The sequence below is a fragment of the Acinetobacter sp. GG23 genome (assembly GCF_057766365.1).
Map to the genome: position 1 here is coordinate 292372 of NZ_JBYMDJ010000001.1, position 21267 is coordinate 313638.

Sequence of the window (21267 nt, forward strand, 5' to 3'; positions counted from 1 at the left end):
ATCACAATAAGAATTTAAATTCATTTTTTAGCTTGTACTGTGTTTCTCACAGAACTCCTAATAAGGAAAAGAAAGCCCCTGCCAAATTAGTGATCTGAATGGGGAGTTATGGGCTATGGTATATTTGGCGATTATTTAATTAATCTAAAAATGTAAGTTTTTGCTTAATTAAAATTAAATAAACTTGATATATTGTTAACACTATTAATACTTAATTGTGACAAAAACTATGAGATATAAGATTTATTATGTGATTTTTATTTTTTTCTTAGCTATAAGTACTTTAAACATTGCGGTGGCAATATATTTAAAAGACATGTTTTTTTTCACAGTTGCAGTATTATTTATCATGGCAGCGTTCTTATTTTTATTAGAAATGAAAAAAATTAACAAAAATCCTTTTCTTGATTAATCCTAAATATTTTTTGTTTTGTATAAATATAATTTTATAAGACTTATTTAAATTCTTTCAAAAAGCTCGACACACTTTGATTTCTTTACTATCAATCGTGTAATCAATTTCAGTTTCACCATGAAGGCAGATCACTACAAGAAAAGAAAAACCCCGACAAATTAATGACGGGGTTTATGTGTCGTAATACGTTCGACAAGGAGGATAATATAAATATATTTTAATAAAAAAACCTATCTAACTCTCCCAAATTAAATAGGCTTAATTTACGCTGAAACTTTAGATTTTTTGTAGTTACGTCTTTATTTTCATTAAATATAGAATTAAATTGTTTCAACATTATGAAAATAAAAAATATTATGAGTATTCAAATTAATCTTATATTTTCTTAAATGTTTATTACTTAACTTTTTTCGACTAATCTTGGTACACTTTAATCTCTTTATCATCAACCGTGTAATCAATTTCTGTTGCACCATCAAAACCAAATAAACACATTAGTAATTGAAGCATATGTTTCTCCTTAATTTTAAGCAAAAAAAGGCCTGAGTCTTGGGGAAGGCACAGGCTGAAACTAGGAATTGCTATTACTAGAGAATGCATACTATTCTACTAGGATTATTTTGAAAGTCATTTGCAATAGGTTCCAACAATAGCCTGATTATTTGACCGGGCTTTTGTTACTATCTAAACTTGTTAAACTGAACACTTTACTTCAAGCTGACAGTCATCTTGAGTAACTTTAATTTTAATATTGTTATATGTACGCTTATTTGGATCCATTGCCGAGCCTACTACCTTTTCAAAGAATCTGCGATCCTTCATCAATTCAGCATAAACCTTATATCCTATTAATATTTTTTCAGGTTTTTTATTGTTTGCTATTATTTCACTAAAAATAGTATTTAACTTATTAATATCAATTATGGGCATAAAGAAGAGTTCATATAAATAAATGATCTATTATCCTTTATTTATATGAACAATCAATGTCAAAAAAGCCCAGCTTTTACCCGCAGTATGGTTTTTCAATTAATGGAGGAGGATATCGATTTGAGTTACCACCTAAGTGAAGTTCCACAGCGCTCTAAGCAAATTAGAATGTTTGACCAAATAAGGTTGGATCAATAAAAATAAGATACCCTTACCCCATTGGATATTCAAAATTTATTGGTGATTGTGCCCGAAAATAATTAGGTTTAGATGACTTTAAAAAATGCAAATGCTGTAGATAAAGCCAGTACCTGTTATTTCATGTATCACACAGCCACGTTTTAGGGAAATACAGTGTAGTGAGTATTGCTGAAGATTTAGCAAATGAAGGCAATGGGCTAAACAATTTAACCCAGCACCTAATAATCTAATTGTGATTATTCATGGTGGAAGTGCGACAAATGACTATGACCTACCCCCCTACTATACAAACGTTCAATTCCAATCTTGGTCGGTATTGGCACCGAAAAAGACCAAACCATTTTAAATAAATTGGCCAACCATTCTTTTGACCCCCCAAGTAAATTGATTAGTGGGATTTGTAATTTGATCATTGAACGCATTTAGGAAGTACAGAATTGCTTATACAGGTTATAGCTCTTATCTCAACCAGATCATGGTATATCAAAGCTATAATGACTCAATATATTCGAGTGATTAAAATGCTTACTCATGGCCAAATCCATGAAGCAAATAAAAGCCTGAAGTTGGGAAAGGGATTATGTAGTACTTAGCGCTGAAGCAAATCAAATTAATATCAAACCAATTTGAATTAAAGTGCTCTTTACCTTCTTCTTTTAGTCTGGAGAGATCTGCACCTAAGCCGACTGATGTAAAAAATATGAATCTGAGAATAGATTGAATTCATACCTAAAAGTCGCATTAATATTAAAATATATAAAACAAAGGTTATTAAGACTAAAACTAAACCGCCGATTACAGAGGTTTAGGCAGATTATAGTTTTAAAGAAGTTAATTTTACTGATTAAATGACGCCCGATATATAAGAAAATAACCGCAATTACCTATACTAAAGGAGTTATTTAAATTCATAGATTTATACCCATATTCGCTTCATTTTAATCCAGCTTTAAAGGAATATGGATAAAGGTTCAGCTAGAAAAATGTAAGACACACTATGATAAATTTTATGTATACGTACAACATTAACATCGCTTAGGTTACGGGGCCCAAATCATTTTTAAGATCTGGGCATGTGTTTAAAATTATTTACTGAATGAAAGATTAGTTGGATTGGATGTCATACACCCAGTTTCGTGCCTGTTTATCTGTCGTGGTTTCACACACATAGTAGTCATGACCCCAAGAATCTGGATGGAAAATTTCACGTTTATGGTAAGTCACATTTTTAGACTTTTCAACACAGACAAAGCTGTCGCCTTGGTCTTTGACTTGGGTTCCATTTAAGAAACCGCCAATACAGAGGAATCGGGATTGTTTAGCCATTGTTACATCAACTTTTTAAATCATTAGCGATGCTTTATAAAGCTTTAATTGCTGGTTTACCATCTAAATATGACAAATAATATTTATTAGATGTAAGTAACTTCAACAAAAACTTATTAACTAACTCTCTTAATATTATTGTATTTTTCCAAGCTTGATTAATATCACTTATGTCATTACCGTGAGCCGCATCATTTCGCTGTTGCCAAGCTAATTTTTCAATATTCGATAGAGATAATGAAATGTCATTACAAAAAAAATCCATCTTATCTTTTTGAGAATAAGTATTCATATTCCCTATTTTATTTAAAAAAATTTTCTTTTGCTCACAGGTTAGCTCAAATCTATCCAACTGTTGCTGTAATCGCTCCCGCATTTTTTTAAAACTTGCTTTATCTAAAATTTTACTATAACTAACATCATGAATTTTCATATATGTAGCTTGTAACTTTTCAATCAGTGCCCCATAGTGCACGGCAGCAGTAATAGAGTTAGAATTTACTGCTACCCAATATGTAAAGAATATATTACCTAAATCGTATTCATCATACTTAACATATAGTTCTAGCACCAAATTTTTAAAAATCTCACAATCTATAACATTTAAAGCACTTAAACTAAGTGGTGTAGGTACTTGAACATTGATAGTCAATTGTCCTCTCTCATTATCATGAATAGTTCTTGAATAACTAAATGAAGGAGTCATATATTTATTTACAAAAGTATACCCATAAAAGACTAGTGGACAGCCTAAAATAAAGGATATTATTTTTCTAATTTTATCTCTTTTAAATAATTCTAAATTTTTTCTGTATAAAATTAAGCCTCTATCTCCAACACCTAATTTAATTATATATACGTCCTCATCTTCGAATTTAATTCTGATACTATTTTTATTGAAATTATTGTGATTAATTATCTTCTCTATAATCTCAAAATTCGTACCATATAATTCATATTTTTTTTCATGGGTTTCATTCATCCTCATTGAATGTGGAAAAATATGATCAATCTTCAAACCATCTAAAAACTCTATTAAATACTCAGCCTCTATCGAACAATGCTTATCAATAAACTCAAACTCTTCTACCACATAAATATCAATGTAGCTATTTTTTCCATTTATTTGATTTATTTTCCTACTTTCAGGAATAGCCAGCATTAAAATCCTTTGATCAACAGAATAATGTTTATGTTTAAATTCAAGCTGAAATTCCTCCCTTGGAATTTGGCCTTCTCTATCCTCAAAATTAAAATCTTTTACTGCTACTTCACCTACAGCCTTTGACAACAACCGAGATTCTTTATCTCGAAAAAAAGACATTTCACCTTTATTATTTCTCAAAAAACCATTCTTAATACATTCATATTTATTGAAGTTTAAATGATCAATATTTTCTCAAATGCTAATTGACATTTATAAATCTCCAAAAAATAAGGGCTGATTAATCAGCCCCTATCTTATACCGCTTATTGCTTAATTAACAATGAATTAAGTCAACTGAGCAGCAGCAATTTTCTTCGTATCAACGTCTTTAGCAGCGTTAGTATATTCACTCATCTTGTCGAAGCTTAAGTATTGATAGATATCAGCTGACATGCTGTCAATTTGAGCCGCGTACTGTTGGTATTCTTCTGGAGAAGGTAATTTACCCAATACAGCAGCAACAGAAGCAAGTTCAGCAGACGCTAAGTAAACGTTCGCGCCTTGACCTAAACGGTTCGGGAAGTTACGAGTAGAAGTCGATACACAAGTCGTGTTCGGCGCCACACGCGCCTGGTTACCCATACATAATGAACAACCTGGCATTTCAGTACGCGCGCCAGCTTTACCATAAATGTTGTAGTAACCTTCTTCCATCAACTGATGTTCGTCCATACGCGTAGGCGGAGCAATCCACAAACGAGTTGACAATACACCACCAGGAACTTTCTCAAGTAACTTACCAGTTGCGCGGAAGTGACCGATGTTCGTCATACATGAACCAACGAATACTTCGTCAATTTTTACGCCTTGAACGTCAGAAAGAAGTTTCGCATCATCTGGATCGTTCGGGCAGCAAAGAACAGGTTCTTTAATGTCAGCTAGATCGATTTCGTACACTTTCGTGTATTCAGCGTCAGCGTCAGCTTTAAGAAGGCTTGGGTTAGCCAACCATTTTTCCATATTCTCAACACGACGAGCCATGGTACGCGCATCGCCATAACCTTCAGAAATCATCCATTTCAACATAGTAATGTTTGAACGAAGGTATTCAGCAACTTTCTCTTCAGAAAGCGTGATCGAACAACCAGCAGCTGAACGTTCAGCAGAAGCGTCAGAAAGTTCGAACGCTTGCTCAACAGTTAAGTCAGTTTCCATTTCTGTTAAGTCGATCTCAAGGATACGACCAGAGAAGATGTTTTTCTTACCTTTCTTCTCTACAGTTAAGTCACCCGCTTGGATTGCGTAGTAAGGAATTGCATGTACTAGGTCACGTAGCGTGATACCAGGCTGCATTTTACCTTTGAACTTCACAAGTACAGATTCAGGCATATCAAGTGGCATAACACCAGTTGCTGCAGCGAACGCTACCAGACCAGAACCCGCCGGGAAAGAAATACCGATTGGGAAACGAGTATGCGAGTCACCACCAGTACCAACGGTATCCGGAAGAAGCATACGGTTTAACCAAGAGTGAATAATACCGTCACCTGGGCGTAAAGACACACCACCACGGTTCATGATGAAATCAGGAAGCGAGTGTTGCATTTGAACGTCAACTGGTTTTGGATACGCAGCTGTATGACAGAAGGATTGCATAACAAGGTCAGCAGAGAAGCCTAGGCAAGCCAAGTCTTTCAATTCGTCACGAGTCATTGGACCAGTTGTATCTTGCGAACCAACAGTGGTCATCTTAGGTTCACAGTAAGTACCTGGAAGTACACCTTGACCTTCAGGAAGACCACAAGCGCGACCAACCATTTTCTGTGCTTGAGTGAAACCTTTGCCAGTTGCAGCAGGTTGAACCGGAACACGGAACAAGGTAGATACTGGAAGACCTAAAGCTTCACGAGCCTTAGTCGTCAAACCACGACCAACGATCAGGTTAATACGACCACCAGCACGAGCTTCGTCTAGAAGTACAGGTGTTTTAAGTTCAGCTTCAGCAATTACCGCACCGTCTTTAGACGCAGTAACTTTCGCAGCAGCATGATCAATTTTAAGAACGATTTCATCGCCCATGTTCATGTTTGCAACGTCGATCTCGATCGGCAACGCACCAGCATCTTCCATCGTGTTGAAGAAAATTGGAGCGATTTTAGAACCTAGGCAGTAACCACCGTCTTTTTTGTTCGGGATGTGCGGGATATCATCACCAAAGAACCAAAGTACAGAGTTAGTTGCAGATTTACGAGATGAACCCGTACCAACAACGTCACCTACGTAAGCAACTTGGTTGCCTTTCGCGATAAGTTCTTTGATTTGGTTAAGTGGACCCACTTCACCAGGAACTTCTGGGTTGATCCCGTCACGTTCGTTTTTCAACATCGCATTTGCATGTAATGGGATGTCTGGACGGCTCCAAGCATCTTGAGCTGGAGACAAGTCATCTGTATTTGTTTCGCCAGTTACTTTGAAAACTGTCAATTTAATTTCAGATGGAACGTCTGGACGAGTCGTAAACCATTCAGCATCAGCCCAAGACTGCATAACAGCTTGAGCGTTTGCGTTACCCGCTTTTGCTTTATCAGCAACGTCATGGAACGCATCAAATACAAGAAGCGTTTTTTTCAATGCTTCAGCAGCTAATTCAGCAAGCTCAGCATCGTCAAGTAATGCAACTAAAGGTGCAACGTTATAACCACCAAGCATAGTACCTAGTAAGTAAACCGCACGTTCTTTAGAAATAAGTGGAGAAGTCGCTTCACCTTTTGCTAAAGCAGCCAAGAAAGCAGCTTTAACATAAGCAGCTTGGTCAACACCTGCAGGAACACGGTTTTCTAGCAAATCAACTAAAAATGCTTCTTCACCAGCTGGTGGATTTTTTAACAGTTCTACCAAGTCAGCTGTTTGAGCATCATCAAGTGGCTTCGGTGGGACTCCGAGTGCGGCACGTTCTTCAACGTGTTGGCGGTAAGCTTCTAGCACGGTGTTATTCCTCTTTTTTAAAAAATTACCTGTGAATTCCAGCTTCTATAAAGCTTCACAAATAATATGGACTGCCAAATTTTACTAAAATTCCAGTTAAAAGTTAATGCAACTAGAGTGTTTCTTTATGATGTCCATTATTTAGTATCTAAATGATGCCCATATTGATCACTCAATGATCAAGCCCACCCCAATGTACACCTTTAATCAGGATGATAATTAACTTTTGACTGAAACTCATACATAAAAAAGGCAACCTAATGTTGCCCTCTTCTTAAAAAGAAAAATATTCAACCTTAGTGGACTGTCGTTGCATTCATGTATTTACGTAAATCATCGCGACAACCTTCAAATTTAACCTGAATTTCATCTTCATGCAGCATAGCATGCTCTGCGCTGGCAAATGAAATATGAACCTGATAAAGCTTCGTTTCTTGATCAATTATGTGTCGAAGATAGACTTTATCGCCCAAACTGAGTACGTAGTGACTACCACCCATCACGATAAGACCCTGTTCATCTTCTAAGAGCAAGTCTGCATTATGTAAATAACCCACGACATCCATATAGCGCTCCTTAGTTTTTTTGTAGTTATTTTTATTATTCACTATTTGTATAAGCTTTTCTATATTTATGATTTACTCAAATGTCACAATTTATACCGGCTATACTTAGGCTATTTTAAGGCCTTAAGATAACGATAAATATAAAAAAACCGTTCTTTAGAACGGTTTGTAGTCTGGCATTTTATCGTGCGGAGTCGCGATACATTTTTCTGTAATTTTTTGCTTGAACTGATTACGACTTGCTTCGGGATCTGCAGTAATCTCAGCTAATGGAAATGCATAGACTTGTTCAACAATATCCAAGATGAACGTTTTTGTCGTTTCATCTTCAATTTTATTGGCATGTTCTAACGCCGCTGCTTTATCAATAGCATTCTGACGGTCATACATAATCGTGTTTGCAGCATTTCCCACACTTTTACAATAACCCATCCACTGCTCTTCGGCGGTTAGCGGTTTTTTTTCAGCACAACCTACCAAAGCAACCAATACTACTAAAGTGAATAACTTATTCATGAACCTTCTCCTATTCCCACCATCATAATCAAAGTTAAGGAAAATATGAAATAACTCATCCTTTATACAAGGAAAAACCAAGCTTTAAACTTAAACGAAAAGCATAAAAAAAGCCTAATCTGTGTAGATTAGGCTATAAACTGTGTATTCTTTCGTTGGTAGCGGGAGCTGGATTTGAACCAACGACCTTCGGGTTATGAGCCCGACGAGCTACCAGACTGCTCCATCCCGCATCAACGAGTTAGCTTTATACGCCCTAAATCATAACAAAGCAAACTTTATTCAATTTCAATGGAAAAATAACGTTTTTGAGCATTCATAATCCTAACTAAATTCTGAATTCAAAATCACTGGGTGAATAATAAAAATATAATCAAAGCTGGTTAAAGTCAGTCACTCAGTATTTTTGAATGCATCAAATAACCAATCAAAAATAAGTTACGTCATATTTTCAAATAAAAAGCAGTTTAAAACTATGAAATAGAATCTAAGCATTCTTTCAACTCAAAAAAACCAAGCAGAATCAAAATATAAATTATTGATTTACTGAATATAATTATTTGCTTACACATACCAGCCATAAAAATCATCAATAGATAAAGATTTACTTGCATATTCTTAAATACACCTGTATTCTTTATCTTAACTAGAAAAATAGTTTTGTTCTGGTAAATCTTTTTGTATTTCGCAGTTTTAGTCATAATCCTTCGTTTTTCAGATTTAAAGTTCCATTCTTATTTTCAAGTTAACACCGGGTTTTTAAATAAACCAAAAATATTAAAGTTTTATAGGATTGTATTATGTCTAATACTGTTAAAGGTACTGTTAAGTGGTTCAACGAAACTAAAGGTTTCGGTTTTATTCAACAAGAAAACGGTCCTGACGTTTTTGCTCATTTCAGCGAAATCGCTAACTCTGGTTTCAAAACTTTGGCTGAAGGCCAACAAGTTGAATTCAGCATCACTCAAGGTCAAAAAGGCCCGAATGCTGTAAACATCGTAGCACTATAATTCTAAAATTATTCTTACTTTAGTAAGATAGTTTAAGAGTAAAAAGCGAGAGTCCACTCTCGCTTTTTCACATCTGAGCTTTATAAAAATATTTTTTCTATAATAAATAAGAACTTTATTATCAAATGTCTCCTTTTGAATTTTTAACTCCCCTTATTCCAATTTTTATATTTAAATCCTACGCTAGTATTTAATTTACAAAAACAGTATATTTAATCATCAACTAGGGTATATGTTTAATTTACCTTTTATACCCCTCGTCAACTACCTCAATGTTATTAAATATGGATTAGTAGCGAACGTATATGCTGTTTAATTTTACTCATATGTTTTTATTAACTGGGTTGGTCAGTGTCGCAGCAGAGATCTATTTAGGTGACAATTTTTATACGCAGAATTTTAATGATTCTAGCTACTACTCTTATTTTTCTAGAATCTAAAAAATTAGATAATGAAATATTTTTATAATTCTTAATACTTAATACTTAATACTTAGATAAATGAAAAGCTGCTCAGCCGTATAGATAAACAACTTTTCAAATCTATTAACAACAAATAAAAGTAATTAAAAAACTATATTTTTTAAAAACTTAGAATCTCCAATTCTAAGAATATTACTTCATATTAATTTTATTTGGCTGTAAATGGTGATAAGTCACTGTTTTTATTTATAATGAATACTTGCAACACTTCGCACTCAACTGCACTGCCAGTCTACAAATAAACTTCATCAGTCTACACATAGTCTACATTTTTTAATAATATTATTCCCTTTGAAAAATTAGCCCTCACTTGAGGCCCCTCAAAAAGTCAATCTACTCAATTAGCCGTTTATCAGAATTATCATAATCTTGCGTCACTTTACGTCGTGTCTTTGATTTTAAACGATTTATTTTAATTGTTTGATTTTTATAGAGTCTTTACAATCTTGATTTATGTTACATAAATCAAGGGCTAGTAAAGTTATGAACAATAGTCATGGGGGTTTTCGTACCGGGGCTGGTCGAAAGAAGTCTGAAGAGACCAAAGTAATTCGAGTGCCTGAATCTAAAATTCTAGATATCAAAGAATACTTAAAATCCCTTAAAAAAGAAAATGAAATTACTGATATCCGTCAGTTCGATCCAGTCACTAAAATAGAAATACCACTGGCTACTGAGCGTGTGCAAGCGGGTTTCCCTTCGCCAGCTCAAGATTACATTGATAAAAAATTAGATCTGAATGAGTTCTTAATTAACAATGCCAATGCTACTTTTATCGTACGCGCCAACTCCCTTTCAATGCTCAATGCCGGTATTGATATCAATGACGCTCTGATTGTGGATCGAAGTATTGAAGCTCAACATAGGGATATCGTGGTTGCATGTGTTGATAATGAATTTACCTTAAAAAGACTTATCATCGATGCAAAGGGATGCTGGCTTAAAGCTGAAAACGAAGGATATCCAGATATACATCCAGTGGATGGGCAAGAGTTTGAAATTTGGGGAGTGGTAACTAACGTTATCAAAAAGTTTAGATGAGATCACAAGAAGAAATATATGCTCTCATCGATGTAAATAATTGCTATGTAAGCTGCGAGCGTCTATTCAACCCTAAGCTTAAAGATGTGCCAGTAATCGTGCTCTCGAATAATGATGGTTGCGCTGTAGCACGCTCACAAGAAGCAAAAGACCTTGGCATCAAAATGGGTGTTCCCCTCTTCCAGATCCGCGATATTGTTGAGAAATATAATGTTCAGGTGCTTTCCAGCAATTATGCTTTATATGCAGAAATGTCACATCGCTTTCATTCAATTTTGGCTGACTACGTTGCACCAGGTGAACAGGAGATTTATTCAATTGATGAGTGTTTTTTAAGAGTCACTGCATACGCTGAAAACTATGATTTGACCGAATATGCTCAAGGTATGCGGCAACGTATTTTACAATGGGTTGGATTGCCTGTTTGCGTAGGGATTGGCCGGTCCAAGACGGAAGCAAAACTAGCTAATCATATGGCCAAGAAAGGAAAACGATTTAATAGTGTGTGCAATTTAGTGACCATGGATTCAAAGCATAGAGCTTATTTTTTAAGCCTGATTGATGTTTCTGAAGTTTGGGGCGTTGGTCGTAAACATAGCAAAAAGCTTAATACTCTTGGGATCAATACTGTGTTGGATTTGGTGCAGGCTGATCCACACCAGTTGGGTAAAATATTTTCTGTAGTCATGCAGCGAACAGTTATGGAGTTGCAAGGCACATCATGTATTGATCTTGAACAAGCACCACCAACCAAAAAACAGATCATTTCATCACGCTCATTTGGCTCTCGGGTGACAGATATAGAATCACTCTCTGAAGCAATGAGTGACTATCTTCAAAATGCAGTTAAACGCTTAAGAGAAGATAATTCATTATGTGGATGTGTGATTGCTTTTGCTCAGTCCAATCCGTTTGATAAGAGCAGACCTTTCTACAACAAATCGGTCAGTATTGGATTTCCAGAGCCTACTGACTCCGCTGCAGTAATGAACAGAGCTGTGATGAAGTGTATGAATGAATTGTTTTTAGAGGGTATTGAGTTTAAAAAATGCGGAGTGATATTGACTGCAATCGAGCCGAAGTCGACGCACATTTATGATTTGCTTTCTGACAGCACACAAATAGAAAAAAATGAAAAGCTGCAAGAAGCCTTGGAAAAAGTAAAAATTAAATTTGGTGATAAGAAATTAGCTATTGGCCCATGTAAAATGCATGGCAGAGCATGGGCAATGTCGAGACAAAATTTGACGCAGAATTATTTTAGTTGGGATGGGTTATTGACGATAAACGACTGATTGCCTATCGACCTAAATGTTAAATTTAATTTAAGAAAATCACTTCAATTTGATCAAATATTATGCGTGGAACTCCACATTTCACATAAAAACCCAATCAAAACTGATCAGGCTTTTATGAAACAGCTAGGTAAATGATTTATCTAAAATAATTCGACTATTTCGTATAAGGTGTATTATGTTAATTTTAGGAAAATTTAACTATTCTAATTTTTTGGAATCTTAATATTTATAAGAGTCAAATAATGCTAATAAAAGGATATTGGATTCTTTCCTTGTATGCACTGTTACTTATTGGGTGTACATCAAAGGATATTCCTCAAGAGGGGGAAATAGTGACATGGAAACAAAATCTAGAACTTATTGTTAAAGCTAAACTAGGGCCACGTCGCGAGCATATACCAGATCAATTCGATTATGAGTTTTATAAACCTGCACGAGAACATTATTTAGGTCAATTTGCCATAAACTATGTTCCTGAAAAATTTCCAACAATTATGCAAGGAGAAGCGAACAGTTTGCCGATGCCTGATTCGAATCGACAATTACAATTTGATTTAAAGTTAAGCAATTTAGATTTTCAAGCAACGGATGGATATTTGCCTGATCATGATGACCAAGTGAGAGTAAGGATTGAAGGTCTTACCATGGATATGCGAGCTGAAAATTTAGATACTCATAAGACATTTTTACAAAGAAAAGAATTTTTTGAAAAAAATTCAAAATTTGAAAAATATGGTCTGACTTGTTATCAGAGATTAGAAGCAGACTATTCCTTTAATTGTTATGGAAAATCTAAAGAGCCTGGCGTCAGTGGTGTTTTATTAAGTATACAAACTTTAGAAAGTTCAGTTGCACTGGAAAACAAGATTATTCCAATTAGAGGTGATAGTTATCAACCTAATAAATATGGCGGTATCTGGATTCAATGGGAAATGAACTTGAATAATTGGGATAGATGGCAAGAAATAGATAGTGCAATTTGGCGCTTATTAGGTACATGGAACTCTGCTCCACCATCTCAAGAAAGTAACTGATTTTAGTTTCATTTAACATAATGGTGCTTATACGAAAAAGCCCTCACTTGAGGGCTTTCTTATATGCATCAGCTAACTTCACATCATATTTATTGATTGCATAATTTCTGCCGTTATAACCTCTAGCAAACGCTTTCCAGTCTTTGTTCTTTAAAGCGCTGATAAGATTATTTACTTTGATGTATCGGCACATTGCGTCAAGCTGCGAGGCTTCATCCTTGTACATGGCATCAATGAATGACTGTAGTGATGCATAACCAAGTGCCTTCCAGTGATAACCCATCACTTGACCCAATCCCCACGAACACGATTCAAGCGCCACATCGCGATTAAGCTTTGATGCTCGGTCTAGTTTGTTGTGTTGCTCTGAAAATTTACCATAAGCACCTGGTGAAGAATTGCAAAGATCTGGATATAACCTGGACCATTCTTTGGATTTAGTTATCCAGTTGATTGCTTGAAGACCCTCATAGAATTTATGGCGCTCAAAAAGAATAACCGGCGAGCCATCAGTATTGAATCCTGATCCTTTGCACTCCACTTCCATTACTGCTTTTAAGGCCGCAACTTCAATACCGAGTAATTTTGCTTGATCAACAATTTGATCATTGGTGATTTTTTTACTCATTACATCAATAGCAATGCCAAGCATTACAGCAACATCATCGTAGGCGGTTGCAATTAACTTATCGGCAGCTTCAACCTGTTTCTGGGTAAGCTTTCCTCCGCTAATCTTGCGCAAGAAATCAAAAATTTGTTTCATGGATTACCACCATCTTTAACCAATTGAGGTTGTTTCACCAGTCGAGCCAATTGCCCTGTAATCACAAGGATTAAGCCCACCCACTTGATTGTTTGCGGTGACAAGAAAGAGAAATAATCAGCGGCGTGAATCATCCACCATGCAGTAATTTCACTACCATATGCAAACCACGCAGACAATAAAAAAGCGCCTAAAGCGCTTAATCGAATGGACCAGAATTTATACCACTGTCGGGCATTATCTACTAATTTCATTAGCGCTCTCTCTGTAATTGCGTTCATAAAGTTTGTTGCGGATTTCTTCAACCGTTCTTAAGAGTTGGTCAGACTGCTTTTCAAGAACCTGGATTTTTTGAGTGTTTTCCATGGATCGAGTAGTCATAGCATCGGTTTTACCCGTCTGGGTATTCCATGCGAATCCCAGTGCACCAAGTAAAGCAATCCCACCCCAGCGCACAATATTTGTGGTGTTATCAATCTTTGTTTTGCTTTCACTGAGTATTCGGATTTGAAGATCAACCTCTTTATGCTTTACTTCAGTGTCCTGGCGGATTTGCTTCAAGTCGCTTTTAAAATTTGACTTTGCTCGATCAAGTTCATCCTGTAAATTGTCGCGAGTCTGCGTTAGGTCATTTCGCGTCTGCTGATGCTCTTTATTTAATTGCTCAAGCTGCATATTCATGCGGTCAAGCTTTTGAGGCATCTCAGCCAATTTTTCCAAGTTTTTGCCGAGATCGTTAATCTTGTCTGAAATAGCGATCAACTGCCCTGCTGTCGCTATCGGTGGATCAGTTGTGTAGTCATTTGACATGCCGCCCCCTAAATTTTGGCAATAAAAAAGCACCCTAAGGTGCTGTTGTTTGATTGAGTTTAGACTTCTATTTCTGAATGCGACCCACTCGGTGCAGGTCGCAAAATCACTTGGTTGGCAATAAAGACTCGGGCACCTAAATTATAGGTTGTGCCTGATGTACATAGCACCGGACCTGATCCACCCTCAATCTGCACCCGGTATTCTGGATGCTTCACTGATGTGATGGTGCCGATGTATTCCGCATGGGTTGGGTTTAAAAGCTTTCGTAATTCAAATAGAGGATTAGTCACGACTGATACGCTCCACTGTAATTGTTTCAGTTACTTTTTCATGTGAAAAACTGCCACTGACACCATCAATGACACCCCACCACTGGCCATTAAATGCAATGCTTTTGCCGGGTAGCATCTCGCCAATATCGAAGCTTACCGGAATATCCGAAAAGGTATGCAACTCCTGAATATTCGCTTTCACCAATTCATTTTTTCCGTAACTGGCACCAGACACCAAGTTAAACAATGAACCAGTAGCTGATTCAAGTGGCACATCACCTGAAGTTCCACGTTGCTGTACTTTCAGGCTTTCACCATTGCGGCTGTTGACCACGGTAATAGCATTGTAATCAGCAATGTATTCATCATTCTGTTTGATGTTCTGCTGCATAACCATGCTTTCAGACAATAGAATGTCATAGTCAGAAACTGTCATCGCATCCCAATAGCCTTTCTGATAGCGCGGTAAAATGGTCAGTGTATTGCCTGCTTTCTGGCTATAGATAAAGCCACCACCGGCATCCACCACCTGCTTTATTGCGTCGATTGGTGCAAGTTCTGCATAGCTCAGACTCTCTTTTTCTACGATCCAGCCCAGTTCATCAATCAGTTTCCAGTCTAAACTGGTACCGCTATTTGCTCGATCCAGTTCAGCCTGAACCAACTGAACAGAGGTTCGCTCATTGTCCTGGATAAATGAGCGTGAAGGCGCGTATTTATCCGAGTTTAAAGCAGTCCGACTTCGCCCTGGGTAGGTATATAGGACATTAGCAAAGCGTCGGGTCTCTTCTGGATCTTCAAGCAGAATGTGGTGCTCAAATCCATTAATCATGATCTTGAGAATCACCGGCTGACTGTTAATCGGCTGTAACTTTTCCTTTTCGGTGTGAGCTACGGTAATGGAATAAGTCCAGCACCACTGTGACCGACTGGTACTATATGTACCATCAATCACTTTAATTTTCTCGCCGGTATCTAATCGCTCGGCTGTTAATGTATTCACGATATACCACCAGTTTCGTTTCGGCAGTGCTGGAATACAGTCATCTGCACCAAAATTTAAAACAACATTGTGTGAATCATTCTCATGACAGAGACAGATAAAGTTAAGATCTGTACTGCCTTCGTATTTGGGTAATTCAGGCTTTGGCCAAGGTAGAATGGGATGTTTGCGGTAGTGAATCGCTTTGGCTTGATCCCAAGGTAAATATGACTTTGTCACGATCTCTAGGCTTTTATCCCACTCAAATGAAAAACAGTGCTCAAAGACTTGAGCCACTTCATGTGAACAGGTAAAAGTCTTACGCTTGCGGATCATCTCCTGCCAGACCGTTTCCCGGTTATGGCGCAGCTTGATCGTTTCTTCATGCAGGTAACGCTGATGAATAAAGCATTTCTCGCCTTCTTCCCAAACAATATAAGCATCAGAACTTAAGCCGGTTGCCTGCTCATGCAAGGATCTGACCGCCCGGGTTAATGACCTCGCCAGCTCATTCTGAATATTTGCCTGATTCGAAATTACTAGGCCTTGATCATAAAAAAGAGCCTCATTCGAGACTCTTAATACTGGCTTGGCCCACGGAATTTCCGTAGTACTTAAGGCTGCAATCGCTTTCTGGTAGCGCATATCAAAACCATAAGACACCCCGACAATATGGTTAATATCGTTTAAGCCGAAACACGTAGCACTAATGCTTAGATCAATCGTTGCAATCAACCGCCCTACATTCTCGACATATTCACTGTTAGTACCGTAAATTGTCGCTTGAAGTTCGTTATGAATAGAAGCATGCAACACACCACGATTAATCACAACAAAGGTATTTGAACCATAAATTGTAGCTTGGATGCCCGTACCAATATCAGCTTTTAATACACTTGAAATAAAACCAGGATCGTAGTGAGCTTTAAGTTGAAACGGTTTCTCAAGCGCACTTACCGATGGTGGGGGTTTGTACTGTGCTTTTAAACGAAACGGTTTATAGTCTGACATAATCTAACTCAAACTGCAGGGTGAGGGTGGACTGGCGGTGTAAAATTACTCGTATAGCGAGCCTCACCCTCTGTTAATCTGAATTCATCCAACCAGCAAGTTATGCTGTTTTGCCCTATATCAGACAACAATATTGTAGATTGCACAGAAAAACCTGAAATATTTGAACTTCCTGCAAAAACACCATCTACAAAAAGGCGCAACAAAATACCGTCGTAAGCCAGAGCAATATGATGAAACTCTCCATCAAGCACGTCGATGGATGTAACTATTGTAGGTTTGTTATATGTATAGCATGACAACACATTGCCTGTGTCGTTACGTCGCACATACAAGCCAATATAACCAACACCCCATGCCATACCAAAACTAAATACACAAGGGTATGCCGAACTATGCGTAACGGCTTTATATAAAAACTCCACAGTAAAAGCCTTAGCCCCCACGGTGTTAGGGGCGATCATACGACTGCTAAGCTGTGCTGCTTGGTTAAAATAACCTACATCAAATATCGCACTAGGTTTTTCCCACACCAACCCAGTTTCGTCATCAAGATTCCCATCAAAGCGCAATAATGCTTTGACTTTATCGGCATATGGATCATACGTTGAGTACACAACAGTCTCATCGCTCACAAAAAATTCGCCACCACGCCACACACGCACCTTATAGTAATACTCCGCGTTCTCAACCACTGCAGCATCTGCATAGTGCATTGTGGTTAAACCTGTGGCGATTGGTGTAGGCAAAGTACTGTCAGGTGTTGAAGCCATTGATGTATTTGATCGAATCACATCAAAAGAATCGAAGTGACCGAACTGTGCAAATTCGAGAATGTTTGCAGCCATGCGTAGCTCTCTTAAAGTGGATTAAAGATAATACTGTCAAGCTTTTGACTTGAACCCAGTGCAATATCATCGTTATTTAACACAATGTGCGTGCCTGATATTCCAATGGTAAAGTCGGCATAGGCTTCATCATTGCCATTGTATAAACGCGCCCATGTGACTATCCCAGCCTTAGTTGCGGTTGCAGTATCAGTCGGATGCAGTTCAATGCCATTCGTTAAAACTTGCTTAAAACAAGGCTCAGGCAATGGCAGCACACATAAAGCATTCAGCGGATCGACAGCAATATTAAGTGATGCAGGTTTTGCGCCCATGTAATACACAAAATACGCTGATCCTGCACCGCTATCTAAATACGTTGCATGTGCTTGCAGTGCAAGTAATTGTGCGGGTTTACAAACCGTAATTGTCATTTTGGCCTCACATTATCTTGTATGACTGCGTTATATTTTTGTTTCTTATCAAAAGCCACTAAGAATGTCTTTAAATTTGTATTTAGCCCCAAAAAACTATAGCTACCATCAATATTTGGTCGTTTTACAGCAATTGGCTTCAAGTTTTGTTTGTTATAAAGAATAACTAGAGCATCTTTATAAGGAATTTTTAAGGCCTTTACAGAACCGAAAATAGATACCACTACAAGACCTGTGGTTACCTCCTGCAAACGATCTGATGATGACTTGGCTTTTCTTGTAAACATCACATCACCCCTAAATAGAAATAAACACCCGCGGAGCTTGTTTGATTATTAGCTGACTGTCTTAAGTTTTCTTTTAAGAAAAGTTCATTATTGGTAGAAATTTCAGGCGTTGCATGTGTGCTGTTAATCTTCTTACCCATATAAAACACATGCTTTAAAGACCCTCTAAGCTTCTTATCTGAATCGAAAAAAGGGATCTCTAATGCTGGAATTTCACTGCCTTCATAAATCGTTGTCATGCCGCTGCTATAATCTGGCAAAATTGGTGTGGCAGTTTTGTGGTTTAAGGTATTAATGTCTGTTGATGTAGTAATGAACTGATGACCACCTTGCCCAAGCATTAGAACTGATCCACCTAATGTATAACCAAACTGAAAATTTTCATTTGCTTTTTGGGTTGATAATGCTGCAAATAAAAACCATGGTGCATTTAACTGCTGTGGATCATTATAAATACCACACCCCCAAAGCTGTTTTTGTACTTGGTTATGAGCAGATGGCGCAAAATAGAACGCATCCTGATCACCACAGATTGACCATGGTGCATTCACGTTTGGTGCTATCAGTGAATTGCTTGCATTGTCGTTATAAAGTGTACCGACGTTCCAATACCAACAACTCCATCCACGCACTACATTTTGCCCAGTGCCGGTGATTCTCCAATTTTTAGTGGGATCAGCTGGATCAAATGGTGTTTGCAAAACATCGGATTTATTGTAATCATCAATATGGTCCATGTGCTCAAGCAGACCCACCATGGCATATTTGGCATATGCTGAGCTATAGCTATTCACACCATCTGAAATCGTCTCATCTACCCGAATATACGGATGTTCAACACGTGGATTTTTCGCACGATACACGCGTTTTACGTCGTCTACATCTTGGAAAATAATTTCATAGCCTAGTGATGCAAGTTTGCCGGCACCAATGACTGCAATTGCAGTCTCGGTAATCGCAGTATGTGGTCTTAAAATCAGCTCAGTTGTGCTTGGTATACCTTTGATTCGGTACTTCTGATTGAATGATGCGGGAGTAAAACCAGAGAGCTCAACAATCTGAAATAGCATAGCATTGTGTGCTGAATAAAGTGTGATATACACATTACCCTGAGCATCAATCGATGCTGCTGTGATTTGGGTAAAATCAATACCGGTTACCAGTACCTTGTCCAATAACCGGATTAAATCCCCCCAATTATTGCTCAGTGTTAAGCCATTCAAGTGGCTAAAATATTGCACATCAACGTCTGTCGCCATTTTATTTGATCCATAAAAAAGACCGCATAAAGCGGTCATATTTGATTTAACTTTTACACAACACGATCAATATCACCGCGCAGCATGATCTGGAATTGGTCTGAAAGCACAGATGGCTCGGATTGCTTCACGGTACGAATTACCCAAACCGGGAAGTTTGCAGCCACCGTGTTGAAACGCAAGACGTTACCATTTGCCCAACTACTACCCCAGCCTTCCTTTTTGATTATGAAATAAGGCACACCAGTAACCGGGTTAATTGGTGCATAGTCTGCATTGGTCGTGCCGGTACCGATCTGGCCAGAGTATTCACCAGTACATCGAAACGACTGTGCATCGGTAAAGATCAATGCCCAGCGCTCTTGAATCGCACCTTTATTCGTTACCTGCAGTGGATAAAGTGAGTCGTTGTAATTCGCTAAAATGCTTGAGCTAGGCTCATCTGCCCAGGCATTGCTCCAAGACCCTTGCACAAACTTCCGCGTATATCGAGCTTGCATATCACCAATGACTAAAGCAGATCCAACAATGGTATCGACTGCATCATAGTTATGGGTCAGAGGCTTTGTGAATGTCAGCTGACCATTGATCTGTACGTCGCGGATCAGCCCCATATCCTGATAGCGATATTTCATTGTTAGAGGTGCAACCAGATTACCCAGTACAAAATCACCGCCCAGCGTCACGCGACCATAGTCATAATCAACCGTGTACAAGTCAAAGGGTGCTTTGGTACCACTAGCATCTTCAAGTTCTGCCCATGAAATGCGCTGATCATTTAGATCGTATGTAGTTCCCGCAATTGCGCTAGGTAACTCTTGTGCTTTGCTTGAGCTGACAATCCCGATACCACCAACCCGAAAGATCGGCACCCGGCCATCAATCGGCAATCGAGTAGCAGACAGACCTAAGATTTCCGAATCTAGCGGAATATAGGTGTAAGCCACTGCGTTATAGCGTACCGATGAAGCATCTACCCAGACCGGAATATTGATATAAGTGTCTATTCCTTCCTGGTATTCCAGCAGCGGATCATACCAGTCGTTTGCCTCAATCCCTGATCGGTTGGCTTCAGTGATTTTGGTTTTGGTGTAGAAGTAAATCGTGACAAAACCATTTTCCCAGTTGACCTGACCGTGTGCCCGGCTGGTTTCAATCACGCCATTTTCATCAGCTGTCAGTGTAAGCTGACCATATTCAAGCGCTCCCACGACCACGGTTAAAGATTGTGGCCGGATCGGCATGATTGGAGTTCTGAAACTGATTTTATTGACCGGTAATAAGTCAGTGGTTGTAGTCAAAGACTCTAGTGCAATGGTGTTATCTGCATTCGGTGTCCAGGAATCAATTTCAACAATCCCGGTACCATACTGGATCACACCAGACTGAATCCCGCTGTTATTTGCAGGATTTACGTTTCGATATAGCAAACCAGTGCGATCCAGAAAGGTATCAACACCGACTTTAAAGCGTGCTGAACCTGTCAGGATCTGTTCATCAAAGCCAGAAGACAAATCCAGACGCAGCTTATCACTGGTCACGATTTTAGAGCTAGAATTTAAGCCAGAGGTATCGCGGAACTTCACCGAAATATCAGTGGATTGGTACGCTTTTAACGTAAGTTCCTCGCCTTCAATTTTAGAAGTCTGCGGTAAATAAAAAGACATA

Annotated in this window: 20 protein-coding genes and 1 tRNA gene; 4 read left to right on the plus strand and 17 right to left on the minus strand. The window is 38.0% G+C overall.

Annotated elements, in window-relative coordinates; all coding sequences use genetic code 11:
• Positions 1–1108 precede the first annotated feature (1108 nt).
• From AC3CAU_RS01395 to AC3CAU_RS01425, 7 genes are all read right to left on the minus strand, one after another.
• A complete protein-coding gene (locus AC3CAU_RS01395) occupies positions 1109–1345 on the minus strand; it encodes a hypothetical protein (protein WP_447053137.1) in 237 nt (78 codons plus the stop codon).
• A gap of 1305 nt (positions 1346–2650) precedes the next feature.
• Positions 2651–2872, minus strand: coding sequence for a hypothetical protein (locus tag AC3CAU_RS01400; protein ID WP_447053138.1), 222 nt, complete (start codon positions 2870–2872; stop codon positions 2651–2653).
• A gap of 34 nt (positions 2873–2906) precedes the next feature.
• The gene (locus AC3CAU_RS01405) at positions 2907–4217 is read right to left on the minus strand and encodes a hypothetical protein (protein WP_447053139.1); all 1311 of its coding nucleotides are present in this window, start codon (positions 4215–4217) and stop codon (positions 2907–2909) included.
• Positions 4218–4364: 147 nt separating this feature from the next.
• Positions 4365–7004 (minus strand): bifunctional aconitate hydratase 2/2-methylisocitrate dehydratase, encoded by a 2640-nt coding sequence (locus AC3CAU_RS01410; RefSeq protein WP_447053140.1) that lies wholly within the window; start codon positions 7002–7004, stop codon positions 4365–4367.
• A 296-nt stretch (positions 7005–7300) separates the two neighbouring features.
• Complete coding sequence (locus AC3CAU_RS01415; RefSeq protein ID WP_447053141.1) at positions 7301–7570, minus strand: hypothetical protein; 270 nt, start codon at positions 7568–7570, stop codon at positions 7301–7303.
• A 156-nt stretch (positions 7571–7726) separates the two neighbouring features.
• The gene (locus tag AC3CAU_RS01420; RefSeq protein WP_131216123.1) at positions 7727–8086 is read right to left on the minus strand and encodes a hypothetical protein; all 360 of its coding nucleotides are present in this window, start codon (positions 8084–8086) and stop codon (positions 7727–7729) included.
• 156 nt (positions 8087–8242) lie between these two features.
• Positions 8243–8319 (minus strand) — tRNA-Met (locus tag AC3CAU_RS01425).
• Between the two features lie 567 nt (positions 8320–8886).
• Here AC3CAU_RS01425 and AC3CAU_RS01430 point away from each other — a divergent pair.
• The 4 genes from AC3CAU_RS01430 (at position 8887) to AC3CAU_RS01445 (ending at position 12951) form a co-directional block, all read left to right on the plus strand.
• The gene (locus tag AC3CAU_RS01430) at positions 8887–9096 is read left to right on the plus strand and encodes a cold-shock protein (protein WP_053577989.1); all 210 of its coding nucleotides are present in this window, start codon (positions 8887–8889) and stop codon (positions 9094–9096) included.
• A 965-nt stretch (positions 9097–10061) separates the two neighbouring features.
• Positions 10062–10619, plus strand: coding sequence for a LexA family protein (locus tag AC3CAU_RS01435; RefSeq protein ID WP_447053142.1), 558 nt, complete (start codon positions 10062–10064; stop codon positions 10617–10619).
• Positions 10616–11914, plus strand: coding sequence for a Y-family DNA polymerase (locus AC3CAU_RS01440; protein ID WP_447053143.1), 1299 nt, complete (start codon positions 10616–10618; stop codon positions 11912–11914). The genes AC3CAU_RS01435 and AC3CAU_RS01440 overlap by 4 nt, the downstream gene beginning before the upstream one ends.
• Positions 11915–12249: 335 nt before the next feature.
• Positions 12250–12951 carry a hypothetical protein gene (locus tag AC3CAU_RS01445; RefSeq protein ID WP_250697821.1) on the plus strand — a complete coding sequence of 234 codons (702 nt, stop codon included), beginning with the start codon at positions 12250–12252 and terminating at the stop codon, positions 12949–12951.
• Between the two features lie 43 nt (positions 12952–12994).
• On the opposite strand, the gene AC3CAU_RS01450 is transcribed toward AC3CAU_RS01445, so the two are convergent.
• Genes AC3CAU_RS01450 through AC3CAU_RS01495 form a run of 10 tightly spaced genes read right to left on the minus strand, consistent with a single transcriptional unit; the run spans position 12995 to position 21266 of the window.
• Positions 12995–13714, minus strand: coding sequence for an N-acetylmuramidase family protein (locus tag AC3CAU_RS01450; protein ID WP_447053144.1), 720 nt, complete (start codon positions 13712–13714; stop codon positions 12995–12997).
• Positions 13711–13968 (minus strand): DUF7940 domain-containing protein, encoded by a 258-nt coding sequence (locus AC3CAU_RS01455; RefSeq protein ID WP_447053145.1) that lies wholly within the window; start codon positions 13966–13968, stop codon positions 13711–13713. The genes AC3CAU_RS01450 and AC3CAU_RS01455 overlap by 4 nt, the downstream gene beginning before the upstream one ends.
• Entirely contained in the window at positions 13952–14524 is a 573-nt protein-coding gene (locus tag AC3CAU_RS01460; RefSeq protein ID WP_447053146.1) for a coiled-coil domain-containing protein, read from the minus strand. Before AC3CAU_RS01460 ends, AC3CAU_RS01455 begins: the two co-directional genes overlap by 17 nt.
• 59 nt (positions 14525–14583) lie before the next feature.
• Positions 14584–14817: a hypothetical protein gene (locus AC3CAU_RS01465; RefSeq protein WP_447053147.1), complete on the minus strand. Its 234-nt coding sequence runs from the start codon at positions 14815–14817 to the stop codon at positions 14584–14586.
• On the minus strand, positions 14810–16792 hold the full coding sequence (locus AC3CAU_RS01470) for a hypothetical protein (RefSeq protein WP_447053148.1): 1983 nt from the start codon (positions 16790–16792) through the stop codon (positions 14810–14812). The genes AC3CAU_RS01465 and AC3CAU_RS01470 overlap by 8 nt, the downstream gene beginning before the upstream one ends.
• A gap of 8 nt (positions 16793–16800) precedes the next feature.
• The gene (locus tag AC3CAU_RS01475) at positions 16801–17640 is read right to left on the minus strand and encodes a LamG-like jellyroll fold domain-containing protein (protein ID WP_447053149.1); all 840 of its coding nucleotides are present in this window, start codon (positions 17638–17640) and stop codon (positions 16801–16803) included.
• Positions 17641–17651: 11 nt separating this feature from the next.
• On the minus strand, positions 17652–18053 hold the full coding sequence (locus AC3CAU_RS01480) for a hypothetical protein (RefSeq protein WP_447053150.1): 402 nt from the start codon (positions 18051–18053) through the stop codon (positions 17652–17654).
• A complete protein-coding gene (locus AC3CAU_RS01485; protein WP_447053151.1) occupies positions 18050–18340 on the minus strand; it encodes a hypothetical protein in 291 nt (96 codons plus the stop codon). Before AC3CAU_RS01485 ends, AC3CAU_RS01480 begins: the two co-directional genes overlap by 4 nt.
• The gene (locus AC3CAU_RS01490; RefSeq protein WP_447053152.1) at positions 18340–19599 is read right to left on the minus strand and encodes a hypothetical protein; all 1260 of its coding nucleotides are present in this window, start codon (positions 19597–19599) and stop codon (positions 18340–18342) included. Before AC3CAU_RS01490 ends, AC3CAU_RS01485 begins: the two co-directional genes overlap by 1 nt.
• Positions 19600–19652: 53 nt before the next feature.
• Complete coding sequence (locus AC3CAU_RS01495; protein ID WP_447053153.1) at positions 19653–21266, minus strand: hypothetical protein; 1614 nt, start codon at positions 21264–21266, stop codon at positions 19653–19655.
• Position 21267 lies beyond the last annotated feature (1 nt).

Bases quoted from the DNA above. Each gene is read 5' to 3' on its own strand.
- AC3CAU_RS01395 (WP_447053137.1), bottom strand. From the start codon at position 1,345: ATGCCCATAATTGATATTAATAAGTTAAATACTATTTTTAGTGAAATA.
- AC3CAU_RS01400 (WP_447053138.1), bottom strand. From the start codon at position 2,872: ATGGCTAAACAATCCCGATTCCTCTGTATTGGCGGTTTCTTAAATGGA.
- AC3CAU_RS01415 (WP_447053141.1), bottom strand. From the start codon at position 7,570: ATGGATGTCGTGGGTTATTTACATAATGCAGACTTGCTCTTAGAAGAT.
- AC3CAU_RS01420 (WP_131216123.1), bottom strand. From the start codon at position 8,086: ATGAATAAGTTATTCACTTTAGTAGTATTGGTTGCTTTGGTAGGTTGT.
- AC3CAU_RS01430 (WP_053577989.1), top strand. From the start codon at position 8,887: ATGTCTAATACTGTTAAAGGTACTGTTAAGTGGTTCAACGAAACTAAA.
- AC3CAU_RS01435 (WP_447053142.1), top strand. From the start codon at position 10,062: ATGAACAATAGTCATGGGGGTTTTCGTACCGGGGCTGGTCGAAAGAAG.
- AC3CAU_RS01440 (WP_447053143.1), top strand. From the start codon at position 10,616: ATGAGATCACAAGAAGAAATATATGCTCTCATCGATGTAAATAATTGC.
- AC3CAU_RS01450 (WP_447053144.1), bottom strand. From the start codon at position 13,714: ATGAAACAAATTTTTGATTTCTTGCGCAAGATTAGCGGAGGAAAGCTT.
- AC3CAU_RS01455 (WP_447053145.1), bottom strand. From the start codon at position 13,968: ATGAAATTAGTAGATAATGCCCGACAGTGGTATAAATTCTGGTCCATT.
- AC3CAU_RS01460 (WP_447053146.1), bottom strand. From the start codon at position 14,524: ATGTCAAATGACTACACAACTGATCCACCGATAGCGACAGCAGGGCAG.
- AC3CAU_RS01470 (WP_447053148.1), bottom strand. From the start codon at position 16,792: ATGTCAGACTATAAACCGTTTCGTTTAAAAGCACAGTACAAACCCCCA.
- AC3CAU_RS01475 (WP_447053149.1), bottom strand. From the start codon at position 17,640: ATGGCTGCAAACATTCTCGAATTTGCACAGTTCGGTCACTTCGATTCT.
- AC3CAU_RS01480 (WP_447053150.1), bottom strand. From the start codon at position 18,053: ATGACAATTACGGTTTGTAAACCCGCACAATTACTTGCACTGCAAGCA.
- AC3CAU_RS01485 (WP_447053151.1), bottom strand. From the start codon at position 18,340: ATGTTTACAAGAAAAGCCAAGTCATCATCAGATCGTTTGCAGGAGGTA.
- AC3CAU_RS01490 (WP_447053152.1), bottom strand. From the start codon at position 19,599: ATGGCGACAGACGTTGATGTGCAATATTTTAGCCACTTGAATGGCTTA.
- AC3CAU_RS01495 (WP_447053153.1), bottom strand. From the start codon at position 21,266: ATGTCTTTTTATTTACCGCAGACTTCTAAAATTGAAGGCGAGGAACTT.